The sequence below is a fragment of the Agrococcus jenensis genome (assembly GCF_003752465.1).
Classification (GTDB): domain Bacteria; phylum Actinomycetota; class Actinomycetes; order Actinomycetales; family Microbacteriaceae; genus Agrococcus; species Agrococcus jenensis.
In genome coordinates this window covers 1,077,384-1,100,652 of record NZ_RKHJ01000001.1, presented here as the reverse complement: position 1 = coordinate 1,100,652, position 23,269 = coordinate 1,077,384, and the positions used below count along the sequence as shown (strand labels likewise).

General features: G+C 72.7%; 20 protein-coding genes. 7 read left to right on the top strand and 13 right to left on the bottom strand.

Features of this window, described 5'->3' with window-relative positions; translation table 11 throughout:
• Nucleotides 1-7: 7 nt before the first annotated feature.
• The 5 genes from EDD26_RS05445 to EDD26_RS05425 form a co-directional block, all read right to left on the bottom strand.
• Nucleotides 8-1,135 (bottom strand): ABC transporter permease, encoded by a 1,128-nt coding sequence (locus tag EDD26_RS05445; RefSeq protein ID WP_123696776.1) that lies wholly within the window; start codon nucleotides 1,133-1,135, stop codon nucleotides 8-10.
• Complete coding sequence (locus EDD26_RS05440) at nucleotides 1,132-2,145, bottom strand: ABC transporter permease (protein WP_123696775.1); 1,014 nt, start codon at nucleotides 2,143-2,145, stop codon at nucleotides 1,132-1,134. Before EDD26_RS05440 ends, EDD26_RS05445 begins: the two co-directional genes overlap by 4 nt.
• Nucleotides 2,142-3,752: a sugar ABC transporter ATP-binding protein gene (locus EDD26_RS05435; protein ID WP_123696774.1), complete on the bottom strand. Its 1,611-nt coding sequence runs from the start codon at nucleotides 3,750-3,752 to the stop codon at nucleotides 2,142-2,144. Before EDD26_RS05435 ends, EDD26_RS05440 begins: the two co-directional genes overlap by 4 nt.
• 146 nt (nucleotides 3,753-3,898) lie before the next feature.
• Entirely contained in the window at nucleotides 3,899-4,954 is a 1,056-nt protein-coding gene (locus EDD26_RS05430; protein WP_123696773.1) for an autoinducer 2 ABC transporter substrate-binding protein, read from the bottom strand.
• Nucleotides 4,951-5,790: a DeoR/GlpR family DNA-binding transcription regulator gene (locus EDD26_RS05425; RefSeq protein WP_170165538.1), complete on the bottom strand. Its 840-nt coding sequence runs from the start codon at nucleotides 5,788-5,790 to the stop codon at nucleotides 4,951-4,953. Before EDD26_RS05425 ends, EDD26_RS05430 begins: the two co-directional genes overlap by 4 nt.
• Before the next feature lie 184 nt (nucleotides 5,791-5,974).
• On the opposite strand from EDD26_RS05425, the gene EDD26_RS05420 reads away from it, so the two are divergent.
• The 5 genes from EDD26_RS05420 (at nucleotide 5,975) to EDD26_RS05400 (ending at nucleotide 11,883) form a co-directional block, all read left to right on the top strand.
• Complete coding sequence (locus EDD26_RS05420) at nucleotides 5,975-6,364, top strand: L-rhamnose mutarotase (protein WP_245989771.1); 390 nt, start codon at nucleotides 5,975-5,977, stop codon at nucleotides 6,362-6,364.
• Nucleotide 6,365: 1 nt separating this feature from the next.
• Complete coding sequence (gene rhaI, locus EDD26_RS05415; RefSeq protein WP_123696771.1) at nucleotides 6,366-7,526, top strand: L-rhamnose isomerase; 1,161 nt, start codon at nucleotides 6,366-6,368, stop codon at nucleotides 7,524-7,526.
• A gap of 26 nt (nucleotides 7,527-7,552) precedes the next feature.
• A complete protein-coding gene (locus EDD26_RS05410; protein ID WP_123698462.1) occupies nucleotides 7,553-9,586 on the top strand; it encodes a bifunctional aldolase/short-chain dehydrogenase in 2,034 nt (677 codons plus the stop codon).
• Entirely contained in the window at nucleotides 9,583-10,998 is a 1,416-nt protein-coding gene (locus EDD26_RS05405) for a rhamnulokinase (protein ID WP_123696770.1), read from the top strand. Before EDD26_RS05410 ends, EDD26_RS05405 begins: the two co-directional genes overlap by 4 nt.
• 129 nt (nucleotides 10,999-11,127) lie before the next feature.
• A complete protein-coding gene (locus EDD26_RS05400) occupies nucleotides 11,128-11,883 on the top strand; it encodes an SDR family NAD(P)-dependent oxidoreductase (protein WP_123696769.1) in 756 nt (251 codons plus the stop codon).
• Between the two features lie 60 nt (nucleotides 11,884-11,943).
• Here EDD26_RS05400 and EDD26_RS05395 read toward each other — a convergent pair whose 3' ends face one another.
• The 6 genes from EDD26_RS05395 to EDD26_RS05370 form a co-directional block, all read right to left on the bottom strand.
• Complete coding sequence (locus EDD26_RS05395) at nucleotides 11,944-13,578, bottom strand: fucose isomerase (protein ID WP_123696768.1); 1,635 nt, start codon at nucleotides 13,576-13,578, stop codon at nucleotides 11,944-11,946.
• 37 nt (nucleotides 13,579-13,615) lie between these two features.
• Nucleotides 13,616-14,482, bottom strand: coding sequence for a dihydrodipicolinate synthase family protein (locus EDD26_RS05390; RefSeq protein ID WP_123696767.1), 867 nt, complete (start codon nucleotides 14,480-14,482; stop codon nucleotides 13,616-13,618).
• Between the two features lies 1 nt (nucleotide 14,483).
• Nucleotides 14,484-16,112, bottom strand: a complete 1,629-nt coding sequence (locus EDD26_RS05385) for a tripartite tricarboxylate transporter permease (protein ID WP_123696766.1) — start codon at nucleotides 16,110-16,112, stop codon at nucleotides 14,484-14,486.
• Nucleotides 16,109-16,633, bottom strand: coding sequence for a tripartite tricarboxylate transporter TctB family protein (locus EDD26_RS05380; RefSeq protein ID WP_123696765.1), 525 nt, complete (start codon nucleotides 16,631-16,633; stop codon nucleotides 16,109-16,111). Before EDD26_RS05380 ends, EDD26_RS05385 begins: the two co-directional genes overlap by 4 nt.
• Nucleotides 16,634-16,751: 118 nt before the next feature.
• Nucleotides 16,752-17,744, bottom strand: coding sequence for a tripartite tricarboxylate transporter substrate binding protein (locus tag EDD26_RS05375; RefSeq protein ID WP_123696764.1), 993 nt, complete (start codon nucleotides 17,742-17,744; stop codon nucleotides 16,752-16,754).
• Nucleotides 17,745-17,947: 203 nt separating this feature from the next.
• A complete protein-coding gene (locus EDD26_RS05370) occupies nucleotides 17,948-18,610 on the bottom strand; it encodes a GntR family transcriptional regulator (RefSeq protein ID WP_123696763.1) in 663 nt (220 codons plus the stop codon).
• A 100-nt stretch (nucleotides 18,611-18,710) separates the two neighbouring features.
• Between EDD26_RS05370 and EDD26_RS05365 the strand changes: the two genes are divergently transcribed.
• Nucleotides 18,711-19,631, top strand: a complete 921-nt coding sequence (locus tag EDD26_RS05365) for a ribokinase (protein ID WP_123696762.1) — start codon at nucleotides 18,711-18,713, stop codon at nucleotides 19,629-19,631.
• On the opposite strand, the gene EDD26_RS05360 is transcribed toward EDD26_RS05365, so the two are convergent.
• A complete protein-coding gene (locus EDD26_RS05360) occupies nucleotides 19,628-21,235 on the bottom strand; it encodes a stealth family protein (RefSeq protein ID WP_245990041.1) in 1,608 nt (535 codons plus the stop codon). The two genes, EDD26_RS05365 and EDD26_RS05360, sit on opposite strands and share 4 nt — an antisense overlap.
• Nucleotides 21,236-21,500: 265 nt before the next feature.
• On the opposite strand from EDD26_RS05360, the gene EDD26_RS05355 reads away from it, so the two are divergent.
• A complete protein-coding gene (locus EDD26_RS05355; RefSeq protein WP_123696761.1) occupies nucleotides 21,501-22,403 on the top strand; it encodes a phosphodiesterase in 903 nt (300 codons plus the stop codon).
• Nucleotides 22,404-22,425: 22 nt separating this feature from the next.
• On the opposite strand, the gene EDD26_RS05350 is transcribed toward EDD26_RS05355, so the two are convergent.
• Nucleotides 22,426-23,265 carry a hypothetical protein gene (locus EDD26_RS05350; RefSeq protein ID WP_123696760.1) on the bottom strand — a complete coding sequence of 280 codons (840 nt, stop codon included), beginning with the start codon at nucleotides 23,263-23,265 and terminating at the stop codon, nucleotides 22,426-22,428.
• Between the last annotated feature and the right edge of the window lie 4 nt (nucleotides 23,266-23,269).

Below are 23,269 nucleotides of genomic sequence, written 5' to 3'. Positions count from 1 at the left end.
CGCACGGTCACTTGGCGCCCGGGGCGGTCCCCGGCACCGAGAGCGGCTTCGCGAGCCCGCCCTGCCGTCGCCGGATCGTCGCGTTCGAGAGCAGCGAGGCACCGAGCAGCACGACGCCGAGCGCGAGCAGCTGCGCCTGGGCGCCCTCGTTGCCGGGCACGACGAGCAGGATCGACGCGTTGAGCCACACGATCAGCAGCGCGGCGAGCAGGATGCCGCTCAGGCGCCCGATGCCGCCGGTGATGGCGACGCCGCCGAGCACCGCGATCGTGATGGCGGGCAGCGCCATGCCGCTGCCGCTCGTGCCCGCGTCGGGCCGGGCGGAGGCGAACTGCGCGACGGTGTAGACGCCGACGAGCCCGGCGATGGCGCCGGCGGTGACGTAGGCCATCATGCGGGTGCGGCGCGTGTCGATGCCGGCCCACTGCGCCGCCGTGTCGTTCGTGCCGATCGCGTAGAGCTTGCGGCCGTAGGTCGTGCGGTTGAGCACGAACCAGGCGACGATCGCGACGGGCAGCAGGAAGGTGAAGACGCCCAGCGGCACGAGCGGCAGCCCGCCGCCGATGACGGGCAGCTCGATCGCCTTCGCCGCGCTGTAGAACTCCGAGATCTCCGGGCCGGAGATCGGGCGCTGCTCGCTCACGACGAGCGCGATCGAGCGGTAGGCGTAGAAGGTCGCGAGCGTCGTGATGAGCGCCGGGTAGCCGAGGTAGGCCGTCAGGAAGCCGTTGACCGCGCCGAGCAGCGCACCGAAGGCGACCGCGAGCACGACGGCGACCGCGAGCGGCAGCCCCACCTGCTGGTAGAGCATCGCGAAGACGATGCCCGTGAGCGAGACCATCGAGCCGACCGAGAGGTCGATGCCGCCGCGGCCGGACGTGATGACGAAGAGCTCGGCGAGCGCGAGCAGCGCGAGCGGCACGTAGGCGATGAGCGTCGAGGCGAGGTAGTCGCTGTTGAAGCGGCCGCTCGTGAGCCCGATGCCGTCGAGGATCGCCATCGCGACGAGCAGCACGACGATGAGGGCGAGCAGCAGCACGGCGCGGTCCTTGAGGGCGCCGCCGGTGATCCAGTCGCGGAAGCGCGAGGGCTCGCGGCGCTGGTCGGCCGTGGTGGGGGTGGTGACGGCGGTCATGCGCGCCTCCTCGTTCGCTCGCGGATCAGGTCGGTGCCGACGGCCACCAGGATGAAGATGCCGACGAAGAGGAAGCCGAGCTGGGTGGGCCAGCCGAGCTGGGTGACGCCGGAGACGACGGTCTGCACGAGGATCGCGCCGAGCAGCGTGCCGACGACGCTGCCGCGGCCGCCGAGGATCGACGTGCCGCCGATCACGACGGCGGCGATGACCTGCAGCTCCTTGCCGGAGCCGACGGACTGGTCGAGCGTCGCGGTGCCGGTCGCGATGACCATGCACGCGGCCAGGCCGGCGAGGGCGCCGGTGACGACGTAGACCCACACGAGCCGCGGCTGCACCTTGATGCCCGCGAGCCGCGCGGCGTTCTGGTTGCCGCCGATCGCGTAGAGGTTGCGGCCCGCCTTCGCGTAGCGCAGGAACCACCAGGCGGCGGCGACCGCGATCACGGCGATCGCGAACGAGTGCGGCACCCCGAGGGTCGAGCCGGCACCGCCGCGCCCGAAGAACTCGAGCGTCGAGGGGATGCCGTTCACGGTCGACGAGTCGAAGACCCGCAGGCCCAGCCACTGGAAGAGGTTCGCGGTGCCGAACGTGATGATGATCGGATGCACGCGCCCGTAGGCGATGAGGAAGCCGTTGATCGCGCCGAGCGCCGCGCCGATCACGATCGCGACCAGCACGGCGGCGATCGCCGGGATGTCGAACGCGACGAGCATCCGCGCGGTCGTGACCGCGGAGACCATGATCATCGCGGCCACCGAGACGTCGATGCCCGCGGTGATGATGACGAAGGTCATGCCGACGCCGATGAGTGCGATCGGCGCGACCTGCACGAGCAGCGGGCCGATCGATGCGGGCGTGAGGAACGCGGGCGTGAAGATGCCGAGCAGCACCCACAGGATCACGAGCACGCCGAGCAGCACGATCTCCTGCCCGGTGACGATGGGCGGCAGGATGCGCCGCAGGCTCAGCGGCTTCGCGGCGGCCGGCGCGACGGTGTCGGTGCTCATCGGGGCTCCTCCCCAGGGGTGGGTCGACCGGGCAGGTCGGCGACGGGCTGGCCGGTCGCGGTCTGCGCGGCGGCGGGGTCGTCGACCGCGCCGGCGGCTGCGGCGAGCAGCGAGGCCTGGCTCGCGCTCGGCGGGAACTCGTGCGCGACGCGGCCCGACCGGAACACGAGGATGCGGTCGGCGATCCGCTGCACCTCGGCGAGGTCGGTCGTGATGACGAGCACGGCGGTGCCGCGCTCGGCGAGGTCGGCGATGATGCGGTGGATCTCCTCCTTGGCGCCGACGTCGACGCCCTGCGTCGGCTCGGCGAGCACGAGCAGCCTGGGCTGCTCGACGATCTGCCGCGCGAGGACGACCTTCTGGGCGTTGCCGCCCGACATGGCGCCGATGGGCTGGCGGCCCGACGGCGTCTTCACGGCGAGGCGGCGGATGAGGTCGTCGGAGATGCGGCGCTCGGCCTTGGGCGAGACCCAGCCCAGCCTGCCGAGCAGGCCGAGCGAGCCGATCGTGATGTTGAAGGCGATGGGCTGGAACGAGAACGAGCCCTGCGACGAGCGGTTGGCTGGCACCATGCGGATGCCGCGGCGCTTCGCCTCGGAGGGCGTCGCGGGGTGCCGGTCGTCGCCCGCGGCGCGCATGCGGCCGGAGCTCGCGGCGCGCATGCCGTAGACGACCTCGCCCACCTCGGCCGCGCCGGAGCCGACGAGCCCGTAGAGGCCGACGACCTCGCCGGCGCGCACCGACAGCGACACGTCCGAGAAGGCGCCGTCGAGCGTGAGGTGCTCGAGCTCGAGCACGAGGTCGCCGTGCTCGCCCTCCTTGTGCACGCCCTCGGCGATCTCGCCGCCGACCATGCGCTCGGCGATCTCGCGGACGGTCAGCTCGCCGATCGGCTGCGACGAGACCGTCTCGCCGTCGCGCATGATGGTGACCTCGTCGGCGATGCGGAAGAGCTCGTCGAGCCGGTGGCTGATGTAGATGATCGAGACGCCGTCGGCGGCGAGTCGCCGCACGACGCCGAAGAGCACCTCGATCTCGGCGTCGGTGAGGATGGCGCTCGGCTCGTCGAGGATGAGCACGCTCGCCTGCTCCAGCAGCGCCTTCGCGATCGACACCTGCTGCTGCTTGGCGATCGAGAGCGCGCCGAGCGGCTGCGAGGCGAGCGAGCGGTCGAGCCCGACGGTGTCGAGCAGCTCGAGCATGCGGGGCGCCTGCGCGCGCCAGTCGATGGTGGGGCCGCGGGTGATCTCGCGGCCGACGAAGAAGTTCTCGGCCACCGTCAGCTCGGGGAAGAGCTGCGGCTCCTGGTAGACCGTCTGCACGCCGAGCGCGATCGCGTCGGTCGTCGAGGCGATCGAGACGTCATGGCCGTCGATCGCGATCGTGCCCGTGTCGGGGCGCTCCGCGCCCGCGAGGATCTTGATGAGCGTCGACTTGCCGGCGCCGTTCTCGCCCACGAGCGCGTGGACGGTGCCGGGCCGCACGGTGATGTCGGCGTGGCGGATGGCGCGGACGCCGCCGTAGCGCTTGGAGATGTCGCGCATCTCGAGCCTCGGCGTCGGGCCCTGACCCGGTGCCGGGTCGGTGCGCTGGGCGGTGTCGGTCATGGTGCTCCTGGTCGGCGTCGGCGCCGGGTCGGTCACGGTGGTGCGAGTGGGAGTCGCGTGAGGGGGTGCCGGGGCGCGGCGCGAGCCGCGCCCCGGCAGTCGGGAGCCACGATGGCCGTGGCGCCCTGGGTCATCCGAGCCGGTGACTAGTAGTCGTAGTCCCCGGCGTTCTCGGCGGTGAAGACCGTCGGCGGGCCGAGCAGCAGGACGCCCGACGCCTCGTCGTACTCCGCCTCGGCGAGCGCCTCGTTGTCGACGCCGCTCAGGTCACCCAGGTCGCCGTCGTTCGCGAGCTGCACGCCGGCCCAGCCGGTGAGGTAGCCCAGCGCCTCGACGTCCCAGAGGATCGAGCCGCTCGACGCGCCCGACTCGAGGTAGGGCAGCATCGACTGCGGCGTGCCGAGGCCCACCGTGAAGACCTCGCCCGTGCGGCCGGCGTCCTGCACGGCCTGCGCGACGCCCGGTGCGCTCGAGGTGCACTCGCCGACGAGGCCGGTGAGGTCCGGGTTGCTGTTCATGAGGTCGGTCGCCATCTGCGTCGCCATGGCCTGGTCCTCGCCGGCGTACACGACGTCGACGATCTCGGCGTCGGGGTACTCCGAGGCGGTGTACTCCTCCTGCACCTCGATCCACGCGTTCAGGTTCGCCGCGGTCTCACCGCACGAGACGATCGCGTACTTGCCCGAGCCGCCCATGGCCTCGAGCAGCGTGTCGGTCAGCGCCTGGCCGATGCCCTCGACCGATGCCTGGTTGACGAAGACCTCGCGCACCGAGTCGGGTGCGTCGGTGTCGGTCGTGGCGACGTGGATGCCGGCCGCCTGGGCCTCCTCGAGCAGCGGTGCCATCGAGTTCGGGTCGTTCGGCGCCACGAAGAGCACGTCGACGCCCTGCTGGATGAACGAGCGCACGATGTCGGCCTGCGCGGCCGCGTCGGCGGTGGTCGGGCCCTGGTAGAGCCACTCGAAGCCGAGCTCCTCCGCGGCCTGCTGGCCACCGGTGTTCATGGCCTCGAAGTAGGGGATGCCCTGCAGCTTCGGGACGAACGCGATGGTCAGGCCCTCGGCGCTCGCGCCCTCGGTACCGCCGGAGGCGCCGGGTGCGGCGGACTCGCCGGGCTCGTTGCGCGACGTGCAGCCGGCGAGGACGACGGCAGCCGCCGCCGAGAGCGCCAGTGCTCCCGCGATCTTGCGTGAGATCTTCATCGATGCTCCTTCTGGGTGGGGCGACGGGTGCTTCCCGTCCGCGCCTGGACCGGCGCCGTGCCGGTCGTCTGGCCGCCGGGGACGGGAACGCGCGTGACAGGCACGCCGACCGCTCTCCAGTCCTCGACGAAGTCGTCGGATGCGCCCGCATCCGTGATGAGGCTCGTCACCTCGTCGGCGCGAGCGAACGAGTGCAGCGCGAAGCCGCGCGTCTTGCTCGAGTCGAACAGCCCGTGCACCGCGTCGCTCGCGGCGACGAGCGCCTGCTTCGAGACGGCCTCGTCGGTCGCGAGCTCGAGCAGCCCGCGCTCCGGGGAGAGGCCGACGACGCCGACGAAGGCCTTGTCGATGCGGCCGCGGCCCACGAGCGCGTCGGTGATGGGACCGACGAGGCCGGAGCTCTCGCGGCGCAGCGTGCCGCCGGGCATGATGACGCGGGCGTCGGAGCGCTCGAGCAGCACCATCGCGGTGGGCAGCGACTGGGTGACGACGACGAGGCCCTGGCGCTGCACGAGCTCGAGGGCGAGGTGGTGCGCGGTGCTCGAGGTGTCGAGCGCGATGACGTCGCCGTCGTCGACGAGTGCCGCCGCCTCGGCCGCGATCGCGAGCTTCGCAGCCGACTCGCGGTGCATGCGGTCGCGGAAGGCGCCCTCGTCGCCGCGCTCGGGGAGCACGGCTCCACCGCGGGTGCGTCGCAGGAGCTGCCGGCGCTCGAGGGCGTCGAGGTCCTTGCGGATCGTCACCTCGGAGACCCCGAGGTCGCGAGCGAGCTCGGCGACGGCCACGGAGCCCACGGCTCCGAGCGCATCGAGGATGCTCGCCTCACGACTGACCACAGCGTCTCCCTTGTCGGTGATGTTGGCGACAGTACGCATCCGAAACCGCTTTCGCAAGCGAGCGATACCAAATCGCAACATTTGGGCTTGCGTTCGAAACCCCCACCGGGCATGCTGGCTCGCAGCGAGCACCCCATCGCGCAGCCGCTCGGCCGCCGCGACGTCGACGAGGACAGGAGCGACCATGGCGATCACGCCCGCCGCGACCTCCGCCCCCCGCATGCGTCCCGTCTGCTTCCGCCTCCGCGTGCGACCAGAGCTCGTCCCCGCCTACCGCGAGCGCCACGCCGCCGTCTGGCCCGAGATGCTGCAGGCGCTCGCCGAGACCGGCTGGCACGACTACCGGATCTTCGTCGCCGACGACGGCACGTGCATCGGCACCTTCACGACGCGCGACCTCGACGCGTCGCTCGCCGGCATGGCCGCCCGCGACATCAACGCGCGCTGGCAGGCCGAGATGCAGCCCTTCTTCGAGGGCCTCGACGCACCCGCCGACCGATCCTTCGAGCTCATCCCGCTCGCCTTCGACCTCGACGCGCAGCTCGCCGCGCTCGACCCATCCCCTAGGAGCTGACATGGCCGTCACCCCCACACCTGCGCAGCTGGACCGGCTGCAGATCGAGGTCCCCAGCTGGGCCTACGGCAACTCGGGCACGCGCTTCCGCGTGTTCACGACGCCCGGCACGCCGCGCGACCCGTTCGAGAAGCTCGCCGATGCGGCCGAGGTGCACCGCCACACCGGCCTCGCCCCGACCGTCGCGCTGCACTACCCGTGGGACAAGGTGGACGACTGGGATGCGCTGCGCCGGCACGCCGAAGACCTCGGCGTGGCGCTCGGCACGGTGAACTCGAACACCTTCCAGGACGACGACTTCAAGTTCGGCTCGCTCGCCCACCCCGACGCGCGCATCCGCCGCAAGGCCGTCGACCACCACCTCGAGTGCATCGAGGTCATGCACGCCACCGGCTCGCGCGACCTGAAGGTGTGGCTCGCCGACGGCACGAACTACCCCGGCCAGGACTCGATCCGCGAGCGCCAGGACCGGCTCGCCGAGTCGCTCGCCCAGATCTACGCCGAGATCGACGAGGAGCACCGCATGGTGCTCGAGTACAAGTTCTTCGAGCCGGCGTTCTACCACACCGACATCCCCGACTGGGGGACGAGCTACGTGCACTGCCTCGCGCTCGGCGACCGCGCGAAGGTCGTGCTCGACACCGGCCACCACGCGCCCGGCACGAACATCGAGTTCATCGTCGCGCAGCTGCTGCGCCTCGGGAAGCTCGGCGCCTTCGACTTCAACTCGCGCTTCTACGCCGACGACGACCTCATCGTCGGCGCGGCCGACCCGTTCCAGCTCTTCCGCATCGTCGTTGAGCTCATCGCCGGCGGCGGCTACGGCGACCCCGACGTGCAGCTCGTGCTCGACCAGTGCCACAACATCGAGGCGAAGGTGCCCGGCCAGATCCGCAGCGTGCTCAACGTGCAGGAGGCGATCGCGAAGGCGCTCTCGCTCGACACCGACGCGCTCGCGGTCGCCCGCCGCGACTGCGACGTGCTGCTCGCGAACGAGATCATGATGGACGCCTACGCGACCGACGTGCGGCCGCTGCTCACCGAGCACCGCGCCGCGAAGGGGCTGCCCGAGAACCCGATGCGCGCGTTCCTCGACTCCGGCTACCTCGACCGCATCGCCGCCGAGCGCGTCGGCGGCACGCAGGCCGGCTGGGGCGCATGAGCGCCCGGATCGACGACGGAGACGACATGGACCAGGCAGTCAACGACCTCATCGCGCGGAGCAACCGGCTGGGCGCCGACCCGCGCAACACCAACTACGCGGGCGGCAACACCTCCGCGAAGGGCGTCGCCACCGACCCCGCGAGCGGCCAGGACGTCGAGCTCGTCTGGGTGAAGGGCTCCGGCGGTGACCTCGGCACGCTCACGCCCGCCGGCCTCGCCGCCCTGCGGCTCGACCGCGTGCGCGGGCTCGAGGCCGTCTACCCCGGCATCGAGCGCGAGGACGAGATGGTCGCCGCATTCGACTACTGCCTGCACGGCAAGGGCGGCGCGGCACCCTCGATCGACACCGCGATGCACGCGCTCGTCGAGCAGCCGCACGTCGACCACCTGCACCCGGACGCCGGCATCGCCATCGCGACCGCCGCCGACGGCGAGGCGCTCACGCGGCAGATCTTCGGCGACGGCGTCGTGTGGGTGCCGTGGCGCCGCCCGGGCTTCCAGCTCGGCCTCGACATCCGCGAGATCCAGCACGCGCACCCCGAGGCGATCGGCTGCATCCTCGGCGGCCACGGCATCACGGCGTGGGGCGCCACGAGCGACGAGTGCGAGGAGCGCTCGCTGCGGATCATCCGCACCGCGGAGGCGTACATCTCAGAGCACGGCAAGCCCGAGCCGCTCGGTGCGCCGCTCGAGGGCTTCGGCCCGCTCGAGCCCCAGGCCCGGCGCGCTCGCGCGGCCGAGCTCGCCGCGCAGCTGCGCGGGCTCGCGTCGACCGACCGCCCGATGGTCGGCCGCTTCACCGACGACGAGGTCGTGCTCGACTTCCTCTCGCGCAGCGAGCACCCGCGGCTCGCCGCCCTGGGCTCGTCGTGCCCGGATCACTTCCTGCGCACGAAGGTCAAGCCGATGGTGCTCGACCTGCCCGCCGACGCGCCCATCGACGAGGTGCGCGCCCGGCTCGTCGCGCTGCACGAGGCCTACCGCGCCGACTACACCGCCTACTACGAGCGCCACGCCACCGCCGACTCCCCCGCGATCCGCGGTGCCGATCCGGCGATCGTGCTCGTGCCGGGCATCGGCATGTTCTCGTTCGGCAAGGACGCGCAGACCGCCCGGGTCGCCGGCGAGTTCGCGATCAACGCGATCAACGCGATGCGCGGCGCCGAGGCGCTCTCGCGCTACCAGCCCATCTCCGACGAGGAGAAGTTCCGCATCGAGTACTGGGCGCTCGAGGAGGCGAAGCTGCAGCGGATGCCGAAGCCGCGCTCGCACGCCGGCCGCGTCGCGCTCGTCACGGGTGCCGCATCCGGCATCGGCAAGGCGATCGCCACCCGGCTCGCGGCCGACGGCGCGTGCGTCGTGATCGCCGACCTCGACCTCGAGAAGGCGCGGGCCGCCGCGGCCGAGCTCGGCTCGACCGACGTCGCGATCGGCGTGCGGTGCGACGTGACGAGGGCCGAGGAGGTGCAGGCGGCGGTCGACGCGACGGTGCTCGCGTTCGGCGGCGTCGACCTCGTCGTGAACAACGCCGGCCTCTCGCTCTCGCGATCGCTGCTCGAGACCACCGAGGCCGACTGGGACCTGCAGCACGACGTGATGTCGAAGGGCTCGTTCCTCGTCTCGCGCGCCGCCGCGCGGGCGCTCATCGACCAGGGCATGGGCGGCGACATCGTCTACATCTCGTCGAAGAACGCCGTCTTCGCCGGCCCGAACAACATCGCCTACTCGGCGACGAAGGCCGACCAGGCGCACCAGGTGCGACTGCTCGCCGCGGAGCTCGGCCAGCACGGCGTGCGCGTGAACGGCATCAACCCGGACGGCGTCGTGCGCGGCTCCGGCATCTTCGCCGGCGGCTGGGGCGCGTCGCGCGCGGAGGTCTACGGGGTGAAGGAGGAGGAGCTCGGCAAGTACTACGCGGGCCGCACCCTGCTGGGCCTCGAGGTGCTCCCTGAGCACGTGGCCAACGCGGTCGCCGTGCTCACCGGTCCCGACCTCAGCCACACGACCGGGCTGCACGTGCCGGTCGACTCGGGCGTCGCGGCCGCGTTCCTGCGATGACGGCGACCGTCGCCGCGATCGACCTCGGCGCGACGAGCGGCCGGGTCGTGAAGGCAGAGGTCGGGCCGAGCACGCTCCGGCTCGACGAGGTCGCGCGCTTCGAGAACCGGCCGGTGAAGATCGGCGACGGCCTGCACTGGAGCGTGCTGGCGCTCTACGACGCGGCGCTGCAGGGCGTCGCGACCGCGTCGCGGGATGCGTCGCTCGCGTCGGTCGCGGTCGACTCGTGGGCGGTCGACTACGGCCTGCTGCGGCGCGGCAGCCTGCTCGGCATCCCCTTCTCGTACCGCGACGACCGCACGGCGCACGGGCTCGAGCTCGTCGACGCGGTCATCGCGCAGCCGGAGCTCTACGCGCGCTGCGGGCTGCAGCGGATGCCGTTCACCACGATCAACCAGCTCATGGTCGACCGCGAGCGCGGCCTCCTCGAGGCGGCGGACCGGCTGCTCATGCTGCCCGACCTCTTCGGCTACTGGATGACCGGGCGGATGGTCACGGAGCGCACGAACGCGTCGACGACGGGGCTCATGCGCCTCGACGGCGCCTGGGACACCGAGCTCATGGGCATGCTGGGCATCGACCCGACGCTGCTCTCGGAGGTCGTCGAGCCCGGCACGCGGCTCGCGCCCATCAACGCGGTCACGCGGGCGCACTTCGGCATCGAGGGCGCGCCCGACGTGCTCGCGATCGGGTCGCACGACACCGCATCCGCCGTGGTCGCGGTGCCGATGGAGCCGGGCGGCGCCTACATCTCGAGCGGCACCTGGTCGCTCGTCGGCATCGAGACGCCGGCGCCCATCGCGACCGCGGAGGCGCTCGACGCCTCGTTCACGAACGAGGGCGGCGTCGACGGCCGCACGCGGTTCCTCAAGAACGTCATGGGGCTGTGGATCCTGAGCGAGGCCGTGCGCACGTGGCAGGCGGCGGGCGAGCGGCTCGGGCTGCCGGAGCTGCTCGAGGCCGCCGCCGCGGTCGACTGGGCCGTGCCGGTCTTCGACCCCACCGACGCCGTCTTCTACCCGCCCGGCGACATGCCCGAGCGCATCCGCGCCTGGTTCGAGGAGCGCGGGCAGCGCCCGCCCCGCGGCCGCGCGGAGGTCGTGCGCTGCATCCTGGAGTCGCTCGCGGAGGGCTACGCCGTCACGCTGCGGGATGCCGCGCGCATCAGCGGCCAGGCGATCGAGCGCGTGCACGTGGTCGGCGGCGGCGCGCGCAACGCGCTGCTGTGCCAGCTCACGGCCGACCGCACCGGCCTGACCGTCGTGGCCGGCCCGGTCGAGGCGACCGCGATCGGGAACGTGCTCGTGCAGGCGCGCGCGCTCGGCGCGGCGCCGGAGTCGCTCGAGGAGCTGCGCGCACTCGTCCGCGCGACCCACGAGCTGCGGGAGTACCGCCCCCGGCACCGCGCCTGAGCCGGCGCTGCCGCTCGCGGTGACGCGCCCGGGTTCGGCCGTCGGCGAGCATCCGGAAGCCTTCGCGCGCCCGGGCGTTGCATCTCATGGTGCGCCCACGCGGGGCGCTCGAGACGAAGGAGCAGGACGATGGCACGGTTCGACGGCAAGGTGGCACTCGTGACGGGCGGCGGCTCGGGCATCGGCGAGGCGGTGAGCAAGCGGCTCGCGAGCGAGGGTGCGCAGGTCGTGGTGACCGACATCGCCGTCGACGCGGCGCAGCGGGTCGTCGACGAGATCGTCGCCGCGGGGGGCACGGCGACCGCCGTGCAGCAGGACGTGGCCTCCGCGGAGGACGCCGAGCGCGTCGTCCGCACCGCGGTCGAGACCTACGGCGGCCTCCACCTCGCGGTCAACAACGCCGGCATCGGCGGCGCTCCGGCGCGCACGGCCGACATCGCGCCGGAGGCGTGGCAGAAGGTCGTCGACGTCAACCTCACGGGCGTGCTCCACGGCATGCGCGCGCAGATCCCGGCGATGCTCGAGCACCCGCAGCAGTCCGCGATCGTCAACATGGCGTCGATCCACGGCTCGGTCGCGGCACCCATGAGCAGCGCCTACACGGCCACGAAGCACGCGGTCGTCGGGCTGACGAAGAACGCGGCCGTCGAGTACGGCCCTGAGGGCCTGCGCATCAACGCCGTCGGCCCCGGCTACATCCTCACGCCGCTGCTCGAGCAGAACCTCGACCAGGCCGCGCGCGACGGGATGGCCGCGAAGCACGCGCTCGGCCGCCTCGGCACGCCCGACGAGGTCGCCGCGCTCACCGCCTTCCTGCTCTCCGAGGACGCGAGCTTCATCACCGGCAGCTACCACCTCGTCGACGGCGGCTACACGGCCGTCTGACGCCGTCCGCCACGAAGGGCCCGCCGCAGCAGCGCTGCGCCGGGCCCTTCGCCGTGCGGGTCAGAGGGCGACGTCGCCGCAGAGGTGCACGCGGATGCCCATGCCGGCGAACATCGCCGCCTTCGCGGTGAGCGCCCGGTCGGCGGCGTCCGCGTCGGGCGCGTAGGCGACCTGGATGTGGTTCGACTTGTGGCGCGCCATCAGCTGGTCGCGGCTCACGCCGTGCAGCACGGCGTGCATGATCGGCCACTGGCGGTCGGTCGACTCGAGGCGGCGCTGCGTCTCCTCCTCGGGCAGCGCGACGACGTGCGCCCTGCCGATGTCGACGTGCAGCGCGCCGTCCATGACGAACACGCGCGACCAGACGATCTCGCCCGGCTTCGAGACGCCCGAGAGCGTGCCGCCGCCCTTCGGGAAGAACATCGGCACCTGGCGCATCGAGTACGAGCGGTCGTAGCCGCCGTTGTGGCTCGCGGGCACCGAGCCCGAGATCTCGAACACCCAGACGAACTCGCCGTCGTAGTCCTCGCCCCAGCGGATGTCGTGCAGCGTCGTCGCGGGGTCGAAGCCCATCGCGGTCCACACCCGGTTCGTCACGAGCGCGTCGACCGCGACGCCCTCGTCGACCTCGTTGAAGTGCGGCAGCGGCGCGCCGGCCCACAGCTCCCGCTCGCCGTCGCGCGAGCGCACCGGCGGGCGCTCGACGTTGTTGAGCAGCCCCTCGGCGAGGTCGGACGCGGCGCACTGGTCCTTGAGGCCCTGCTGGTACTGGATGCCGATCGCGTCGACGCCGTAGTCGTCGCCGATGCGGAGCGCCGCGATGTACATGCGCATCTGGCTCAGCACCTGCTCCCGCGTCAGCTCGGTCGCGTCGTCCTCGCCCCAGTGGAACGTCAGCCCGGCGTCCTCGAGCCACCGCAGCGCGCCCTCCGCCTCGGCGTCCGGCACGCGGTCCATCTCGGCCAGTAGCGCGCTCTGCGAGAGGCGCTCCTTGTAGATGCCGGTCGGGTTGAGCATCTCGTCGTCGATGATCGCGTTGTACATGCCCATGCAGCCCTCGTCGAAGACGCCGATGACCGCGTGGTCGTCCCGCAGCTGTGCCGCGAGCTCGGTGCCCAGGCGGGCCTCCTCGCTCTCCGGCAGCGCCGGGAGGTCGCGCACGTGCTCGGTCGCGTGAGCGATCGTGCCGGTCTCGAGCCACTCCGCCAGCTTCGTGCGCGCCCACGCGTCGGTGAAGTCCTCGCTCCACAGGATCGAATGCGCGATCTCGGCCTTCGTCAGGCTCGCGGTGAGGTTGAGCAGCCCGACGAGGCCCGGGAACTGCCCGGACCAGTTGGCGACGATGAGGATCGGGCCGCGGTGGGCGCGGAGGCCCGCGAGCACGTGGTGGCTGTACTGCCAGACGGCGTCGACGACGACGACCGGCGCATCCTTCGGCACGTCGCGGAAGACGCGGATGCCCTTCGCCTGCGAGTCGATGAAGCCGTGCCCGGTCTCGGGGTCGACCTCGTGGGCGCGCTGCATGGCCCACCCGTGCGACTCGAGCGCCGCGCCGACCTGCGCCTCGAACGCCTGCTGGGCGGGCCAGCAGGTGGTGTTCGCGGCGAGCCGCAGATCGCCGGAGGCGACCGCGTAGACGGTGCGGGGGGCAGCCTCGGCGGCGACGCGCCGCTCGGGGAACGTGTAGGTGGTCACGGTGTCCTTCCTCGCGGCGCGCTCGCGCCGCCTGATGTCAGCGGTACGCGGCGACGACGCGGTGGATCTCGGCGATGGCGGCCTCGTCCGGTGCGTCGAGCATCATGCGGCAGGTGCCGTCGGCGACGCCGAGGATGCGCAGCGCCTCCTTCATGCGCGCCATGTCGCCGCCGATGATGGCGACGACGTCGTCGACGTCGTGCTGGGCGCGGTCGATCGCGGCCGCGTCACCGCTCGCGGCGGCGCCGGCGAGCGCGCGGAACGGCCGCGGCAGCACCGAGCTCACGCCCGAGACGACGCCCTGCGCGCCGGAGCCGGCGGCGGCGACGAGGTCGCGGTCGGCGCCGGTGTAGAGCACGAAGGACTCCGGCACCGCATCGCGGTAGGCCTGGATCTCGTCGAGCGAGAGCTCGCTCACCTTCGCGCCCACCACGTTCGGCAGCGTCGCGAGCCGCGCGAGCAGCGCGGGCGAGACGTGGTTGCCGCTGCGCGCGGGGTAGACGTAGACCCAGAGCGCGATGCCGTCGGATGCGGCCGACAGCTGCGCGAAGTAGTCGAGGATCGCCTCGTCGCTCACGGGCAGGTAGTAGGGCGTGATCGCGGCGACCTCGGTGGCGCCGGCGGCGCGGGCGATCGCGAGGCGGCGCAGGGCGCCGTACGCGCTCGGGTGGCCGATGTGCACGACCACGCGCATGGTGCCGCCGAGCGTGTCGATCGCGAGGCGCGTGAGCGTCGTGAACTCGTCCTCCTCGATGACGGGGAACTCGCCGGTCGTGCCGAGCACGAAGGCGCCCTCATTGCCGGAGCGGCCGACGTGCTCGAGGATCGCGCGGCTGCCCTCGGCGTCGAGCTCACCGCCGGGCAGGAACGAGGTGGGGACTGCGGTCAGGATGTCGTGGGGCACGTCAGCTCCGTCGGGTGTCGGCGCCGGGCGCGCTCGCGCCGGCAGGATCGGTGTGGTCGGTCTGGTCGGTCTGGCCGGCCTGGTCGGTCTGGTACTCGGCGGCCTCGGCCTCCGCCTCCTCGCGGAGGCGCTCGGCGAGCGAGCCCCGATCGCGGCGCGACCGCATCGCCGACCGGATGGCCGGCACGACGACGGAGAGCACCGCGAGCGCGAGCAGCACGAGCGCGATGGGGCTCACGACCTCGAGGAAGGGGCGCGTCGGCAGGATCGCGAGCGTGCGGGCGAGGTTCTCCTCCGCGAGCGGCCCGAGCAGGAGGCCGAGCACGACCGGGCCGGCGGGCATCTCGATGCGCTTGAAGACCAGGCCGACCACGCCGAACACGAGCATCGTGAGCACCGTCGAGAGGCTGTTCGTCGTCGCGTAGGTGCCGACGATGCAGAAGATGAGGATGCCGCTCCACAGGTACGGCTGCGGCACGTCGAGCAGGCGCACCATGCCCTTCATGCGCACGAGGCTGAGGCCGAGCGACAGCAGGGTCGCGAGCAGCATGATGCCGGCGATCGAGACGACGAGGTCGGGGTGGTTCGTGAAGAGGCTCGGACCCGGGGCGATGCCCCAGATGATCATCGAGCCGATCATCACCGCCATGACCGAGTCGCCCGGGACGCCGAGCGCCATGGTCGTCGTGAGCGACCCGCCGAGCGTCGCGCTCGAGGCCGTGTCGGCCGCGGCGAGTCCCTCGAGCGAGCCCTTGCCGAAGCGCTCGGGCGTCTTCGAGACGCGGCGGGCGCGCTCCCAGCCGATGAGCCCGGCGATGTCGCCGCCCGCGGCGGGGATGAGGCCGACGCCGAGCCCGACGCCGCCGCCGACGGCCACCGCACGGCCGGTCTGGCGCAGCTCCGAGCGGTTCGGCCACCACCGGCCGAGGCTCGAGATGGGCCGCACCGACGACTTCGTGTGGGTGAGCAGCTGGTCGAAGAGCTCGGCGATGCCGAAGAGGCCGATGATGACGGCGATGAAGTTGAGGCCCTCCTGCAGCTCGAGCACGCCGAAGGTGAAGCGCTGGTCGGCCGTGGCCGAGTAGGCGCCGACGGTGCCGAGCATGAGGCCGATGAGGCCGCCGAGGATGCCCTTGATCATCGACTTCGACGAGATGCCGATCATCACGGCGATGCCGAAGACGACGAGCGCGAAGAGCTCCGGGCTCTTGAACGACGACCGCGCGAACGAGGCGATCGGCACGGCGGCGGCGCAGAACAGGATGATCGACGCGAGGATGCCGACGGCCGAGACGAGCGCGGAGACGGTGAGCGCGAGGCCCGCCTTGCCCTGCTTCGCCATCGGGTAGCCGTCGAGCGTCGTCGCGATCGACGCCGGTGTGCCCGGCGTGTTCACGAGGATGGACGGCACGCGGTCGCCGAAGTTGGCGGCGACGTAGATGGACAGCAGCACCGCGAGGCCCTGCACGGGCTCCATGGTCATGGTGAAGCCGGCGGCGAGCGCGACGACCATGGTCGCGGTGAGGCCGGGGAAGGCTCCGACGAGCATGCCGAGGACCATGCCCACGACGAGGGCGATGATGACGTTGATCTCGAGCAGGGCCGAGATGCCGTCGACGAAGGCGTTCACAGGGGGATCCTCAGCAGCATCGCGAACAGCACCCAGTTGAGGGCTGCGAGCGCGATCGGGTAGATGACGAGGCCCTTCCAGCCGCGGTGGCCGTAGAGCAGCAGCAGGGCAGCGACCGCGAGCGCGGTCGCGATCGGGAACACGGGGATCTTGATGCCGGGCAGCACGAGGTCGTTCACGGCCCAGAGCGCGAGGTAGGCGAGCGCGATCGCCATGGTGCCGCCGACGCGGAGGAGGCCGCCCGGCTGGGCCGTCTCGATCTCGTCGCGCGGATCGGCGCCGCGCAGCATCGTGCGCAGCACGAGCGGGCCGGCGGTCACGACGGCGGCGACCCCGAGGAACACGGGCCACGCCCGGGCGTCCATCTGGCCCGGCGCCGCCTCGCGGCGCAGCTCGATCTGCGAGGAGAGCACGAGGTAGGCGATCGCGAGCGCGAGGAGCGCGAGCGACACCACCAGCTCCATCGCGGTGTCGCGCGTCCAGCGACGCGCGGGTGCGGGTGCGGGTGCGGCGTCCGTCATCGTCGACTCCTCAGCAGTCGCGCGGAAGGGGGCTGCCGGGTCGGCAGCGCGGGCCGGCGGGCTGGAGCCCGCGCGACGGGGATGGGGCGGCCGGGCTCGGCCCGGCCGCCCCGAGGCGTCAGCCCAGGAGGTCCTGGAAGATGCCGAACTGGTCCTCGACGAACGTCGTGAACTCCTCGGAGTCCCGGTAGACGACGAGGTTGCCCGAGTTGTCCTGGAACTGCTGGTAGCTCTCGCTCTCGACGGCCTGCGCGATCGCGTCCTCGAGCGTGGCGTGCACGTCCTCCGGAAGACCGGCCGGCGCGTAGATGCCGCCCCAGCCGCCGAACGCGACGTCCTCGCCGAGCGCCTCCTCGACGGTCTCGACGTCGGGTGCCTTCGGGTGGCGCTCGCCGTGCATGACGGCGAGCACGCGGACGGCGCCCTCTTGGGCGAGCGCCTCGCCGAGGCCAGAGACGGCCGCGTCGGCCTCGCCGGATGCCGCGGCGGAGACGGCGGTCGCGCCGCCGTCGTAGGGCACGGGGGTCAGCTGCGCGCCGGTGACGTCGCCGAGGCCCAGCGTGGCGGCCTCCCAGATCGAGCCTGCGCCGGAGTTGGCGACCGTGAGCGGCGCCTCCTCCGAGCGGGCGACGAGGTCCTCGAGCGTCTGGATGTCGCTGTCGGCGGCGACCGAGATGACGCCGGGGGCGAGCATGATCTGCCCCAGGAAGTCGTAGTTCTCGGGCAGCACGTCGGCGCCCTGCGTCGTGTTGAGCATCGCGATCTCGACCGGTCCGAAGCCGATGACGGTGCCGTCGGCGGGCTGCGACGCGACGTACTCCATCGCGAGCGCGCCGGAAGCGCCGGGCATGTTCTCGGCGATCACCGAGACGCCGAGGATCTGCTCGAGCTCCGCGGCGAGCGCGCGGGACGACAGGTCGGAGCCGCCACCGGGGTTGGCCTGGATGATCAGGCGGATGTCGCCCTCGGGGAACGTGGAGGCCGCGGACTCCTCGGGAGCCGCGCTCCCGTCGGTGCTCGGGGTGCTCGCGGAGCAGCCGACCAGTGCGGCGGCGCCGATGCCGATCGCTGCGAGTGCGGCGATCGGGCGGGGGGCGTGGGGACGGGGCATCGTTGCTCCTCCTCGTCATCGAGTGGGTCGGCGGGTGCCGATGGCCCGACACTAGCCCCGTTCACTGTTTACAGTCAACTGTTGTGCTGGATGCCGTCGTCGGCGTCTTGCCGGCGGGCGGGCGCGGGCGACGCCGGCAAGCGTGCCGGACGCCGCCGCGGCCAGGCGCGGCCCCGGTGCAGGCGGGTGACCGCCCGCCGTTGTCAGCGAGCCTCGATGGCAGCGCGCATGCGCGCGTGCGACCCCTCGAGGTGCCGCGCGAGCGCTGCCGAGGCGGCCTCCTCGTCGCCCGACCGCATCGTCTGCAGCAGCCGCGCGTGGTCCTCCGCCGCATCCGTGAGGTCGCGGTCCTGGTGGATGGTCACGTCGAGGAGCGCCTCGAAGGTCGGCTTGTACTGCTCCCACGCGCCCAGCAGCCGGGGGTGCTCGGCGAGGTCGTAGATGCGCGAGTGGAAGACGAGGTCGGCCGCGAGGAACGCCTCGGCGTCCTGCCGGCGGGCGCTCTCGAGCATCGCCTCGACAGAGCCTTCGGACTCGCGCCAGCGCTCCTCGTCCTCGACCCGCATCGCGCGCCGCAGCGCGAGCGCCTCGAGCGCGCCGCGCAGGCTGTAGAGCTGCTCGACATCGTCGAGCGTGAGGCCGATCACGAAGACGCCCGCGGGCTTGCGCACCTCGACGAGCCGCTCGAAGCTCAGCTGCGTGAAGGCGTCGCGCACCGGGCCGCGGCTGACGGCGAACTCCTCGGCGACGGCCTCCTCCACGAGGCGCGAGCCCGGCAGGATCTCACCGCGGACGATCCGCTGCCGCAGCACGTCCGCGACCTGGCGCCCGAGGCTCCTCGACCGCTGCACCTGCACTGACGACATCGCGCCCTCCTTCTGTCAACCGTAGACATTGTGCGCTGTGGGAGCCGTCCCGCGCGACTCTCGCGCCGGTCGGGGCGGCGGCTGCCGCTAGCCTCGAGCCATGCCTGAGACCAGCGGCGTCCTCATCGTCGGCTCGATCAACGTCGACCTGACGACCTTCTCGGCCCGCGTGCCCGAGCGCGGCGAGACCATCACCGGCGACGCGTTCGAGCTGCAGCTCGGCGGCAAGGGCGCCAACCAGGCGGTCGCCGTGGCACGGGCCGGCGCGACGGCGCACATGGTCGGATGCGTCGGCGACGACGTGTTCGGCCGGCTCGTCACCGAGAGCCTCGGCACCGCCGGTGTCGACCTCCAGCACGTCCGCACCGTGCCTGGCCAGACCGGCATCGCGCACATCCGCGTCGCCGACGACGGCGACAACGACATCGTCGTGGTGCCGCAGGCGAACGCCTCGCTCGACGCAGCGCAGCTCGAGCACGCATTCTCGGCCCTCGCAGGCAGCGCGCGCGTGCTGCTCACCCAGCTCGAGACGCCCTTCGCCATCACCCTCGCGGCAGCGCGGCTCGCGCGCGAGGCGGGGATGACCGTGATCCTCGACCCCGCGCCGGCAGCGCCGCTCGATCCGGCCATCTGGCCGCTCGTCGACATCGTGAAGCCGAACGAGTCGGAGGCGAGCCTGCTCACCGGCATCCGGGTCGACTCGCGCGAGGGCGCGATCGCGGCGGGGCGCTGGTTCCTCGAGCGGGGCGCGGGTGCCGCGCTCATCACGATGGGCGGTGCGGGCAGCGTGCTCATCACGGCGGAGGGCGCGACCGACCACCCGTCGATCCCGGTCGAGGTGGTCGACACGACCGCCGCGGGCGACGCCTACGCGGGTGCGCTCGCCGCGGCCATCGCCGCCGGCCTGCCGCTCGAGCAGGCGATCCGCCGCGCCGCGGCGGCCGGCGCGATCGCGGTCACGCGCCGCGGCTCCTCGTCCAGCGTGCCGACGGCAGCCGAGGTCGACGCGCTGCTGGGCTAGGCCGAGCCGAGCACGCCGAAGCCGCCGCGCGCCGCATCGGCGCTGCCGCGTGCATCGCGCTCCCAGGGAGCGGCGATCGGGAAGTACGCCTCGAGGAACGCGCGCACCGCGGCGGTGCGCTCCTCGACGGAGATCTCGGGGAACGAGCCGTCGTTGAGGCAGAACATGTCCTGGTCGCGCTTCCGCAGCAGCCGCTGCATCGCCGGCAGCGCCTTGCGCAGGGTCGTCTCGATGTACTGCACCTTCGCGCCGGTCTGCTGGACCGCTCGCCCGGTCATGAGCGCGTAGTAGTGGTAGAGCGAGTTCGTCACCGAGATGTCGGTCGCCGAGCGGAAGCGCGCCGCGGCCGTGCGGCGGAACTCCTCCGGGAACTCCCGCTCCATCTCGGCCATCACGCCGCGCGTGAGCGGCGCCGCGCAGTGCTCGAGGTGGCGGGTGGTGATGGCGCCGAAGCGGCGGCGCAGCACCTGCCGGTTCGTGCGCGCGGCGTTGTCGTGGCCGGAGCGGTCGGGCGTCGTGTCGCCGAGCCCGATGCGCGTGGTCGCCTCGACGAACTTCGTGACGCCACCGGGCGAGAAGAAGATGTCGGGCTTGAGCGCCCGGCCGAAGAACATGTCGTCGTTCGAGTAGAGGAAGTGCTCGCTGAGCCCCTCGATGCGGTGCAGCTGCGCCTCGACCGCGTGCGAGTTGTGCGTGGGCAGCACCGAGGGGTCGGCGAACATCGCCTCTGCGGGCACGATCGTGACCCTCGGGTGGTCGGCGAGCCAGGCGGGCGCGGGCGAGTCGGTGGCGATGAAGATCCGGCGCACCCAGGGAGCGTGCATGTGCACGGACCGCAGCGCGTACTTGAGCTCGTCGATCTGCCGGTAGCGGGCCTCGGAGTCGTCGCCCTCGCCGACGACGTACGCCTGCATCCGCTTCGCGCGCTCGCGCTGGAAGTCGTCGCTCGAGCCGTCGACCCACGAGAACACCATGTCGATGTCGAACGACACGTCGCTCGCGAGCGGCTCCCACATGTCCTGGATCGTCTGCCACTCGCGGCCGTAGCGCTGCACCGTGTCGACGACCGCCTCGTGGCGCGGCATCGTCGCGCGCATGAGGGCGTTGGGCAGCGGCGCGGTGAGCGACTCCTCGCCGAAGCGCCAGAGCTCGAGCTGCACCGCGGTCTCGCGGCCGTAGCGCAGCCGTCCCGCGGGCTCGACCCTCGGCCGGTAGACGCGCATGGCGGATGCCTTCGGGTGGCCGGCGAGGCGGCCGTCGGCGAGCAGCACCGGGCCGCGGCCCGCCTTCTTGGGCGCGATCGCCTCGGCGTAGAACGGCTCGCCCGCGAACGCCTCGGCGAGCGCCGCGGCGAGCGCCTTGCGGCGGGCGCGGTCGACCGCGATGATCGGCCGGCCGTCGTCGTCGCGCACGAGCAGGCACGGGATGCCGGCCTCGTCGAGCGCCGCGCCGATCGCGAGCAGGTCCTCGACCATCGACTCGTGCGGCGTCATGTGGCCGTCCGCGAGCGCGTACAGCCCCTTGCGCACCACGACGTCGTCCCGATCGAACCGCGCGAGCCGTCCGTCGACGTGCACCAGCACGAGCTCCGGCGCGGTCGACACCTGCGGTTCGACGTCGTCCGTGGGGCGCACGAACGCGGCAGCGTCAGCGGGATGCGGGTCGGGGATGCGGTGCTTCACGTGCTGGGCGGCTCCTGCCTTCTCGGGTGCGCCCGGCGTGCCGGGGCGCTCCCCATGGTACGACCGCCTCTCATCGGCCGTTCACCTGGCGTACACGCCGTGTGCAGACCCGGTTTCCGTGGGTGGACTGGAATAGGTTTCGACCAGTGCTCGATGCAGAGCGCACCCGACGACAGCGGAGGGCACCGTGCAGATCCGATCGGCCGAGCACCCGAGGCCGAACCACTTCCTGCTCCACATCTCTGACACCCATCTCCTCGCCGGCGGCGGCAGCCTCTACGACCGCGTCCCGAGCGAGGTGCACCTGCGCCGCCTCTTCGCCGAGTTCGAGGCGTCGGGTGCCCGGCCCGACGCGATCGTCTTCACCGGTGACCTCGCCGACCGCGGCGAGCCCGACGCCTATCGCCGGCTGCGCGCCATCGTCGAGCCGGTCGCCGACGACCTCGGCGCCCGCGTCGTGTGGGTCATGGGCAACCACGACGAGCGCGGGGCGTTCCGGCGCGAGCTGCTCGACGAGCCCGCCTCCGACGCCCCCGTCGACGCCGTGGTCGACCTCGACGGGCTGCGCATCGTGACGCTCGACTCGACCGTGCCCGGCCGCCACCACGGCGAGGTGAGCCCCGAGCAGCTCGAGTGGTTGCGGGGTGTGCTCGCGACGCCGGCGCCGCACGGCACGATCCTCGCGATGCACCACCCGCCGATGCCGAGCGTGCTCGACCTCGCCGTGAGCGTCGAGCTGCGCGACCAGTCGGCGCTCGCCGCGTCGCTCGTCGGCACCGATGTGCGCGCGATCCTCGCGGGGCACCTGCACTACTCGTCGACGGCGTCGGTGGCCGGCATCCCGGTGTCGGTCGCGTCGGCCACGTGCTACACGCAGGACCTCAACGTGCCGGTCGGCGGCACGCGCGGCCGCGACGGCGCGCGCGCGTTCAACCTCGTGCACGTCTACCCGAGCACGGTCGTGCACTCGGTCGTGCCGCTCGGCGAGTTCGCGGCGCTCGACTGGGTCGACGCCGACGAGTCGTCCCGGCGGCTCGAGGCGGCCGGGGTGCGGCTCGCCGAGCGGCAGGCGGCGCTGGTCTCGGCCTGACCCAGGGCCGGGGCCGAGGCGCTCAGACCAGCCGCGCCTCGAGGATCACGTCGTCGGTGACGCGCACCTGCACGTCGGCGAGCCGGATGCCCTCCGGCAGCTCCGCGGCGAGGTCGATGCGGCGGCCCTCGTAGCCGTGGACCTTGCCGCGCGTCGCCGCGAGCAGCGCCGCGACGAGCGGGTTGCCGCTCTCGAGCCTGATGTCGCTGAGCGTGACGCCCATCCGGTCGTCGATGCTCGCGCTCGCCGAGCCGTGCACCGACGCGCCCAGCAGCCCCTTGCGGACCTTGCCGTCGACGATGAGCCGGAGGCTGTGGGGGCCGGTCGACTCCACGTCGACGTCGAGCCGCGAGACGGTGACGCCCATGTCGAGCAGCGCCGACTCGGCGAGGCCGAGCACGGCGGCGCCGAGCTGGTGCTTGGGCACCGAGACGATCGCGTGCCCGTGCAGCGGGCGCTCGTTGCTGGGCCTCGCCAGCTCGACGGCGAGCTCGCGGTTGTCGGTCTCGATCCAGCGGAACGGCAGGTCGCGCAGCTGCGCGTCGAGCGTCACCTCGGCGCCGGAGACGCGCATCGGCGTCGCCCGGACGGTCAGGTTGCGGAGCACGGCCGGCTCGCTCGACACCGGTGCACCCTGCGGCTCCAGCCTGGCGCGGTCGCGGTCGATCTCGCCGGCGAGGGTGAAGTCGGTGAGGTCGAGGTGCAGCCGCGCGATGTCGGCGCCGTCGAGCTCCGCGTCGATGACGGAGGTGCACGCGATGCCCGCGGGCTCCGCCGCGATCACGAGGGTGCGGATGCGCTTCGCCAGCTGTGCGCCGTCGGTCGGCCTGGGGGCGTGCCCGAGGAGGATGCTCTCTGCCACGCCC

Coding starts and splice junctions, on each gene's coding strand:
- EDD26_RS05445 (WP_123696776.1), bottom strand. CDS start 1,135: ATGACCGCCGTCACCACCCCCACCACGGCCGACCAGCGCCGCGAGCCC.
- EDD26_RS05380 (WP_123696765.1), bottom strand. CDS start 16,633: ATGACGGACGCCGCACCCGCACCCGCACCCGCGCGTCGCTGGACGCGC.
- EDD26_RS05375 (WP_123696764.1), bottom strand. CDS start 17,744: ATGCCCCGTCCCCACGCCCCCCGCCCGATCGCCGCACTCGCAGCGATC.
- EDD26_RS05405 (WP_123696770.1), top strand. CDS start 9,583: ATGACGGCGACCGTCGCCGCGATCGACCTCGGCGCGACGAGCGGCCGG.
- EDD26_RS05400 (WP_123696769.1), top strand. CDS start 11,128: ATGGCACGGTTCGACGGCAAGGTGGCACTCGTGACGGGCGGCGGCTCG.
- rhaI (WP_123696771.1), top strand. CDS start 6,366: ATGGCCGTCACCCCCACACCTGCGCAGCTGGACCGGCTGCAGATCGAG.
- EDD26_RS05435 (WP_123696774.1), bottom strand. CDS start 3,752: ATGACCGACACCGCCCAGCGCACCGACCCGGCACCGGGTCAGGGCCCG.
- EDD26_RS05440 (WP_123696775.1), bottom strand. CDS start 2,145: ATGAGCACCGACACCGTCGCGCCGGCCGCCGCGAAGCCGCTGAGCCTG.
- EDD26_RS05420 (WP_245989771.1), top strand. CDS start 5,975: ATGGCGATCACGCCCGCCGCGACCTCCGCCCCCCGCATGCGTCCCGTC.
- EDD26_RS05370 (WP_123696763.1), bottom strand. CDS start 18,610: ATGTCGTCAGTGCAGGTGCAGCGGTCGAGGAGCCTCGGGCGCCAGGTC.
- EDD26_RS05410 (WP_123698462.1), top strand. CDS start 7,553: ATGGACCAGGCAGTCAACGACCTCATCGCGCGGAGCAACCGGCTGGGC.
- EDD26_RS05365 (WP_123696762.1), top strand. CDS start 18,711: ATGCCTGAGACCAGCGGCGTCCTCATCGTCGGCTCGATCAACGTCGAC.
- EDD26_RS05430 (WP_123696773.1), bottom strand. CDS start 4,954: ATGAAGATCTCACGCAAGATCGCGGGAGCACTGGCGCTCTCGGCGGCG.